The organism is Ruminococcus sp. N15.MGS-57, assembly GCF_000980385.1.
Taxonomy (GTDB): Bacteria; Bacillota; Clostridia; order Oscillospirales; family Ruminococcaceae; genus Hominimerdicola; species Hominimerdicola aceti.
On record NZ_LARF01000060.1, the window covers coordinates 1 to 7265 of the forward strand.

The 7265-nt window shown below is 43.8% G+C and carries 7 protein-coding genes; 3 read left to right on the plus strand and 4 right to left on the minus strand.

Going from position 1 to position 7265, the window contains the following annotated elements; all coding sequences use genetic code 11:
* Positions 1-285: 285 nt before the first annotated feature.
* From WS40_RS09805 to WS40_RS09815, 3 genes are all read right to left on the minus strand, one after another.
* A complete protein-coding gene (locus tag WS40_RS09805; RefSeq protein WP_046441943.1) occupies positions 286-1530 on the minus strand; it encodes an ROK family transcriptional regulator in 1245 nt (414 codons plus the stop codon).
* A gap of 237 nt (positions 1531-1767) precedes the next feature.
* Positions 1768-2019 (minus strand): YdbC family protein, encoded by a 252-nt coding sequence (locus WS40_RS09810; RefSeq protein ID WP_022287989.1) that lies wholly within the window; start codon positions 2017-2019, stop codon positions 1768-1770.
* A gap of 61 nt (positions 2020-2080) precedes the next feature.
* A complete protein-coding gene (locus tag WS40_RS09815) occupies positions 2081-3979 on the minus strand; it encodes a lipopolysaccharide biosynthesis protein (RefSeq protein ID WP_325208522.1) in 1899 nt (632 codons plus the stop codon).
* Positions 3980-4172: 193 nt separating this feature from the next.
* Here WS40_RS09815 and WS40_RS11640 point away from each other — a divergent pair, with 193 nt between their 5' ends.
* From WS40_RS11640 to WS40_RS09825, 3 genes are all read left to right on the plus strand, one after another.
* Entirely contained in the window at positions 4173-4295 is a 123-nt protein-coding gene (locus WS40_RS11640) for a hypothetical protein (protein ID WP_325208523.1), read from the plus strand.
* A gap of 139 nt (positions 4296-4434) precedes the next feature.
* Positions 4435-5001 carry a sigma-70 family RNA polymerase sigma factor gene (locus tag WS40_RS09820; RefSeq protein ID WP_046441944.1) on the plus strand — a complete coding sequence of 189 codons (567 nt, stop codon included), beginning with the start codon at positions 4435-4437 and terminating at the stop codon, positions 4999-5001.
* Positions 4952-6382: a PASTA domain-containing protein gene (locus WS40_RS09825; protein WP_046441947.1), complete on the plus strand. Its 1431-nt coding sequence runs from the start codon at positions 4952-4954 to the stop codon at positions 6380-6382. The genes WS40_RS09820 and WS40_RS09825 overlap by 50 nt, the downstream gene beginning before the upstream one ends.
* A 38-nt stretch (positions 6383-6420) precedes the next feature.
* On the opposite strand, the gene sleB is transcribed toward WS40_RS09825, so the two are convergent.
* The gene (sleB, locus tag WS40_RS09830; RefSeq protein WP_325208524.1) at positions 6421-7035 is read right to left on the minus strand and encodes a spore cortex-lytic enzyme; all 615 of its coding nucleotides are present in this window, start codon (positions 7033-7035) and stop codon (positions 6421-6423) included.
* Positions 7036-7265: the final 230 nt, after the last annotated feature.

A 7265-nucleotide genomic window follows, 5' to 3' on the forward strand; every position in this document is an offset into this window, starting at 1 on the left:
TATCATATTAGCTAAGCTTTGTCAAGACTTTTCTTTGTGAATTCTTTATGAATTCGTTTGAACTCTTTCAAAAAGCGTTCATCGTCATCACTTTCTTCACATTCATCGCTCTCATCAAGCGACTTTTATATTTTATCATCTACAGCGACATTTGTCAATAGCTTTTTCATCGTTTCTCTCTTTTATACATTTTCTACCCGATAATTTAGATATTTTTCACTATGTTGTTCAGTTTACACTATATACATATAAGAAAAAGCAGGGCAATGCCCTGCTCTGATGTTCTTAATTATTAGAAGATGTATCAAATCCGCCCCTGTTAAAGAACAATTCTCTTATTGCAAGCGCACAGCCTGACAGGAATCTGTGTTTGTCCTCAATAATAGAAAGCTCGATCTTACTTGAAACAAGTGCTCCGCCTATCTCTGTCACAGCGTCCTTTAACTTCTGGAACGCCTTTTCATTCTGGAATTTGAACTGATGAAGCACTATCTTCTGCGGATTGGTAGAAAAATACAAGTTGTTAAGAAGCACCGCTAACAGCGTAAGCTCGCCGTTAAGTATCTCTTTTACAGCCTTGTCGTCTTTCTCGTATGCCATCGTTATCATATCCTGATTGACATTCTCAAAGCTTCCCCTTGCCGCCTCATAGAGAAAAGGCGTCTTTTCAGCAGAAAATACTTCCCTGAGCTTTGACATAGTAGCCGATGGAGTGAGTTCACTCTCAACACAGCCCCTTCTTCCGCAAGGACAAGTCCTGTCAGAATAAGGGTTGATTATCATCTTATCCACGAAGTTAGTTCTGTTATCATATGAAACGATCGGATCGTTAAGATTCGTCACAACAAAGTGCATAGTGTTGCCATACTGCAAAAAGGCTATGTTGTGTCTGTTTATATCCTTTGTTTTAAGGAAGTCGATATTTGCCATAGCCGTACCCTTTACAGAGTTGTCAAAAACCAGCGGAAGCTCAGTTTTCTCTCTTATTGCAGCCTTTAGCTTAGAATAGTCAGGCTCGCCGTCTTCAACATTGATACCAAGTCTTGAGTACATAGTCGGGAATATGCCGAAACCGATGCCGAGAATAGAGTTCTTGTCAAGGCAGTTGTCGCCCAGTACCTCGTTTATAGACTTCTCAGTGAAATCAAAAATAGTGCTGTAGTCCGTCTTTTCGTTGATAGCCAGATTTCTCTTATCGAGAACTGCACCTGCCAGAGTTGACAGACCAACGCTTACGATATCCTCCTCTACCGTTACGCCTATAACGAACTTGTAGTGGTGATTTATGTCGATAAGTATCTTTTTTCTGCCTCTCGGAGCTTTTTCTGTAACGTGCTTGTATTCGCCTATTTCCTGTATTATCCCCTGCTCGATCATTTCATTTGTTATGATCGTGACAGCGGCTCTTGTAAGCTCTAAAGTTCCCGCAATGTCGATACGGGAAGTAGGGCCTCTCTGCTTGAGTATCTTGAGAACCTGCATACGGTTGCGCCTCTTGAGATCAAGCTTGCTAATGCCATGCTGTTCCATATAACTATAATTCCCTCCGAATATATTATTACTCGCCCTGTACGTTCAAAGCGTTCCGTATCCTTTAGATACTGATACGAAACGCCTTTTATGTGCAAGCTTCCGGCGGCAGCCATGCATAAAATAACGCACAACTCCGCCGTTTAATTGTTCTTCTCGGAAATTATAGCAAACATTTTTAAACTCATGATTAACAATTGATTATCATTTAACTGTTTACCGAACATTTACAATTTTTTAAAGAATGTCAGCCTCGTTGATATCGTCCTCTATCTCCTCACCGTTGAGAATAGCCTTGAGAGTTTCCACTTCTTCGTCTGTAAGAGTGATACCCTTGCCCATTCTGCTGTGGTCTGGATTCCATTCTCTCAGGTCATATTTAGGCTCTCTCTCGTTCCAGGAAACCTTGTTAAGCTCCTTTGTCCAGCCCTTAGCGTTTTCAGAAAGTACGCCTATACGCTCTGTGATCTCAAATTTCAATTCTGCCATGATAAAAACCTCCATTGGTGTAATAGGAGCATAGCCCCTTTATCTATAAAACGCAGTATCTCTACCGCTTTTTATATGCCCATTCAATAAGCTTATCCCATATCTGTCTGCGGAATATAAAGCCGCATACAAGTGTCTGCACCGCCGCCGCAAGCACACCGAACCAAAGTCCTGCCGCCGCACCAAGCAGTATATCAAGTGCCGCAATGCCAATGAAAACATCTGCTGGCCTGCGGTTTTTGATAATAACAGCCACCGCCAGTATCAGAAATGCCACCGCTGCCCATACCATGCCGTGCCTGAAAACCAGACTCAGCGGCATAAGCACCATAAAGATATACATAAGCCTGTTCTTGTTTTTGTATATTGCAAAGACAAAGCCTGCCAGAAGCAAAGCATACACAATAATGCCCCTTGTGAGCAAGTCTATGAGTACAAATACAGCCAGGCCGCCTATAACTGTGCAAAGCTTTGCAGTGCTAAGGCTCACAAAATGTGAAGCTATCCTTGCAGGAAGCACCTTGTAGAATATGCTCTCCACAGCCTTTCGGTTGAGTATAAAGACCGCAAAGAAAAGCAGTGCCACGATAGCATACAAAGGCAGGTGGTGCATAAGGTCAGTTTCAAAAAGGCAAATGAACATCATCACAAGGATAACGATGTTGTTCACTATCATCTTTTTCATATCTATCCTGAACGGCACTAGCTTTCTCGAGTCTATGGCTCTTATGATGAAAACCGTCATGTAAGCCGCAACCGTGGATATAGGCGGACCGTAAAGTCCTATCCTGGGTATGAGTATAACGTTCAGCCCCACGTTTATCACACCTGAAACAAGGCTCGTAAAAAGTGACCTCTTTGTCTGCTTTGAAGCAAGATAAATAGACCCCATAAAAGTGGTGAAGCATGAATAAATGGTCGCATATATGATGATAGGCGAGTATTTTACGCAGTCACGGAAATCTGCGCCTATCCAGAAGTTAGTCACAGGCTGAACGATAAGCAGACAGCCTGCCACAAGAATATACAAAAGGCTCTGATTGAAATCAAAAACATTCTCATAGAAGGAATCTCTGTCATCAGAATCGTCCTCCGTTATCGCCGACATATTCCAAGCCTGACCGAACATAAGATATACCGTTGACACAAGGTTAGGTATCTTGTAAGCCGCCGACAGCACGCCGTTGTAGTCCGAGCCAAGATAGTGGGTAGTCATAAATGAATCCGAGCTGTTTGTTATGAGCCACAAAAGCTGAGCAGGGATAAGAGGCACAGAGTATTGAAGCATTACCTGCAAAAGCTCCCTGTCGATATCCTTGAAGTTTATATATCTCCAAAGCTTTGACTTGAACGTGAGAAATACCACCGAGATAAGGTCGGAAAGAATGGTAGCGAGCAAATACTTTTCAATGCCCGTGCCGTGACCGAGAAATCCCTCAGGAAGCACCATATAAAACATTGCCGTCCAAAACAGCGTAAAGAACGTGGTCAGTATGCCATTAAAAGCAAACAGCTTCACCTGCTCCATTGCACGCACGAAAGTTGAGTAAAGCGACTTCATGCTTGATGTGAATACATATATATATAGTATCAAGCTGTATCCGCCAATATACTTGTCAGCAATTCCCGTCACCGACACAATAGGCAGCAAAATACCGAACACCGCCAGACCAAAGAAGCATATAAGATTGCCAAGGGTAAAGACCTTTACCTTGTCATAAGCCTTGTCAAGACCAAATCTGATTATAGCCTCCGTGATAGTCATGGTCACAAGAGGTATTATCCAGTTAGCTATCTGAGTGAGAACGTCCGTAACTCCCAGCTCAGCCGTAGTAAGATAGTTGGTGTATATAGGCACAAGCAACAGCACAAGGACTTTTGAGCTGAACGAACCTATAGCGAACACCAGAGTATTTGAAAACAGCTTTTTATAGCTGCTTTGTTTGCCTGTTTCTGCCATTTAAAATTTCCTCATTACATAAAAATATAACACATAGAGATATTATAACACAATGCTTTGATTTTTGCAAATATTTTTATAAAAAGCCGTATTTTTTCACAAACCGCTTGCAATCAGAGCAAGATTATAGTATAATAGACCTAAAGAAAAGGGCTGTAAAAACAGCGTCACAGAATTACAGGAGGAAGATAGCATGAGCAAAGCAACAAAAGTATTTCTGATACTTTTCGTATCTGTATTCACAGCAGGATTAGCTGCAAACATCATCTGTGAGATATTCAAAACAAGACTTCAGAAATATTATTCTGTAGACTAAACACAGCGTTTTTATCAGGACGGCTTCTGCCGTCCTTTTTCTTTACAAAAAACTTTTCACAAAGCTGAAACTTTTTCAGCAAAATTCCCGACTATTAGGGTGAAAGCTCACAGAGCAAAAAAAGAAAGGAGGAAAAACCATGGGAACAGAACTAAAAGATACATTCGTGCAGGCTTATAATGATACATACGATTATATAAACTGCTATCTCACCTCAAAGCTTCCCACCAGAGAGCTTATAGAAGACGCACTCCAAAGCGTGTATCTTGATTTTTACCGCTCCCTTATCACCACCCAGGGGAAAATAAAAAACGTCAGGCATTACGTCCTGCGTATAGCCAAGCACTATGTTGCAGACCATTACAGACAACAGCCCAAAGCCACATTCGAGGATATCACCGACCTGAATATCCCCGACGAAAAAGCCCTTGCTACCCTTGAAAACGCCGACTTTTTCGACTATGAGCAGGTGATGAGCTATCTCAAAAGCTCCGACGGTACCACCTACCGCATTTTCGTACTGCATTATCAGTACGGCTATACTATCAAGAAAACTGCATCATGCCTAGGCTTGTCCCAGTCCACCGTAAAATCAAGACTATACCGCACCCTTGACAAGCTGAAAAAAACATACTGTGAAAAGGAGGAACAAAGCAATGAAAATGACAGATATAATGAAAAAGTCCCACAGCGAAAGCAAGTCTGAAAATCTTGACGCTATCCTGCAAAAAATAGACAATAAAGCCTTTATCACCAACTCAGCCGACAGCGCACACACAGAAACAAAACCCCAGCCTATAAAGCTTAGAAGAAAATCCGTCGGCATAGCCGCAGCAGCAGCCTGCGCCGCCATAGCAGTGGGAGCATTCGCATTCAGCGGACTTTTAAAGCCCGATATCGATGCCACCACCCCTGCCCCCTCAACAGCCTCCACCGATACCACAACACAGCCGCCCCAGACCCCACAGCCTATCACAGTGCCGGAAGTTACCAACAAGACCTATGCCGAAGCCGAAAAGCTTATCGCACAGGCAGGCGGCACGCCCGTAAGACGTGATAGATATAGCGATACTGTCGCCGCCGAAACTGTCATGAATACCGAGCCTGCCGCAGGGGAAGAAATACAAGCAGGGCAAGAAGTCAACCTGTTTGTGAGTAAAGGTCCAGTTCCTGAGCAAAGAACTTATATCCACAATGACAGTTCACAGACCGACTCTGACGAACAGACCGATAAACAGCTCACCGAAGACGAGCTTGGCACATATGAAGTGGCAGATATAGAGATACCGACCTTTACCGAACGCCTCACCGACCTTGAAAACACAGACGATCTTAACGTAATACTCTCCGCACTAAATTCAAGAGCCGCAGACTTTGGCATAATATCCGCCAAAAACCATGAAACCTACCTCGACGTAACAGTAAACACCGAAAATGACGTCACCTGCACAAAAGCCTACCTCCAAGCATACGGCGTAAATATCGACCTTGTGGACGTCCACACCGCCTACCCAGAGCCGACAGGCGATCTCCCCATCAGCGATACGCCTATAACAAATCCGTATAAAGTATCAAATCTTTTGTGCGACCTGGAAGAAATGGGTTACCGCCCAACTTTCACCTCCTGCAGCATTTATGATCAAGGCAACAGATGTGAGGTAACAGTGCTTTACGAACACAACATCAAGGAAATGGAAGAGCTTCTGCAAAGCTGTAACGTTGATATGTCAATAGTCACAATAACCCTCGGCGGCAAAGCAGAAGTCACCCCCGGCTACAGAAGCCCAGGAGAGATAGTTAATATGTCAATAGTCACAATAAACCTCGGCGGCAAAGCAGAAGTCATCTCCGGCTACAGAAGCCCAAGAGAGATACTTGAAGAAGTAAAAGACGTTTTCCATATAAATGATGTAAGAATAGCCATAACTGGCAAGACCTCATATGTAGACGCCTATGCCATAGACATTTCCGATACCGAAAAGCTCGCCGATATAGCAGGCTACATCACCAGCTATTTTTCCGACGATATCCTCTACTCCATACCAATATCCCTAAACGGCAGCGATTACTTTTTCGTACATAAATAGCACAAAACCGCTCTGCACTGCGCAGGGCGGCTTTTGTTTCACATACAAAACCTATGGCTTCCAATAACCGTCACCGTAGGCTTAGCGTGCATATAAGCGTTTGAAGTCTTAGCAGGATTGTAGTAGTAAACGCAGCCGTTGGTAGGATCCCAGCCGTTCAAAGCGTCACGGGCAGCATTGTAAGCTGAAGCGGCAACAGGCTCGTTGAACTGTCCGTCCACCACCGCCGTAAAAGCGCCGTTTTGGTAAATTACCCCCGAAAGCGTGTCAGGGAAAGACGGGTGTTCAATACGGTTGAGTATCACCGCACCCACAGCCACCTGTCCCACATAAGGCTCGCCCCTGGCCTCGGCAGAGATTATCCTCGCCAAAAGATTGATATTCTGCTCCGTAGCCGACGGCACAGAGCCGATAGAAATGCCCAACGCACGCAGAGTCTGCGGACCTGCCGTTCCCGTCTGACTTATCCCCTGCTGTTTCTGAAATTTTATCACAGCGGCTTTTGTTTTCTCACCGTAGTATCCCGTCACAGAATCGTTGAACAAACCACGTTCTTTAAGGCGTTCCTGAATAGCCCTAACCTCACTGCCGCTAGACCCAAGCTGAGAGAGCGCACTGTCCGAACCGCCCCAAAAGGCATTCACCGCCGCCATCGAAACTCCCACCGCCAGCACCGTCACCACAGCTTTTTTCACAAGCAGATTTCTCATTGTTCTCATAAGATCACCTCCTGAAAATCTGCATTTATTTTTTACAGCATTTACAGATTTATTCAGGCCATGTCAATATGCACAAATTTAGCGGTATAAATCTATGCAAACAAATGATTTATATTTTAATTTGGCAACATTTCTGCAATTGTTGCATTTTTTATGCAACAAAA

Bases quoted from the DNA above. Each gene is read 5' to 3' on its own strand.
- WS40_RS09805 (WP_046441943.1), bottom strand. From the start codon at position 1,530: ATGGAACAGCATGGCATTAGCAAGCTTGATCTCAAGAGGCGCAACCGT.
- WS40_RS09810 (WP_022287989.1), bottom strand. From the start codon at position 2,019: ATGGCAGAATTGAAATTTGAGATCACAGAGCGTATAGGCGTACTTTCT.
- WS40_RS09815 (WP_325208522.1), bottom strand. From the start codon at position 3,979: ATGGCAGAAACAGGCAAACAAAGCAGCTATAAAAAGCTGTTTTCAAAT.
- WS40_RS11640 (WP_325208523.1), top strand. From the start codon at position 4,173: ATGAGCAAAGCAACAAAAGTATTTCTGATACTTTTCGTATCTGTATTC.
- WS40_RS09820 (WP_046441944.1), top strand. From the start codon at position 4,435: ATGGGAACAGAACTAAAAGATACATTCGTGCAGGCTTATAATGATACA.
- WS40_RS09825 (WP_046441947.1), top strand. From the start codon at position 4,952: ATGAAAATGACAGATATAATGAAAAAGTCCCACAGCGAAAGCAAGTCT.
- sleB (WP_325208524.1), bottom strand. From the start codon at position 7,035: ATGGCGGCGGTGAATGCCTTTTGGGGCGGTTCGGACAGTGCGCTCTCT.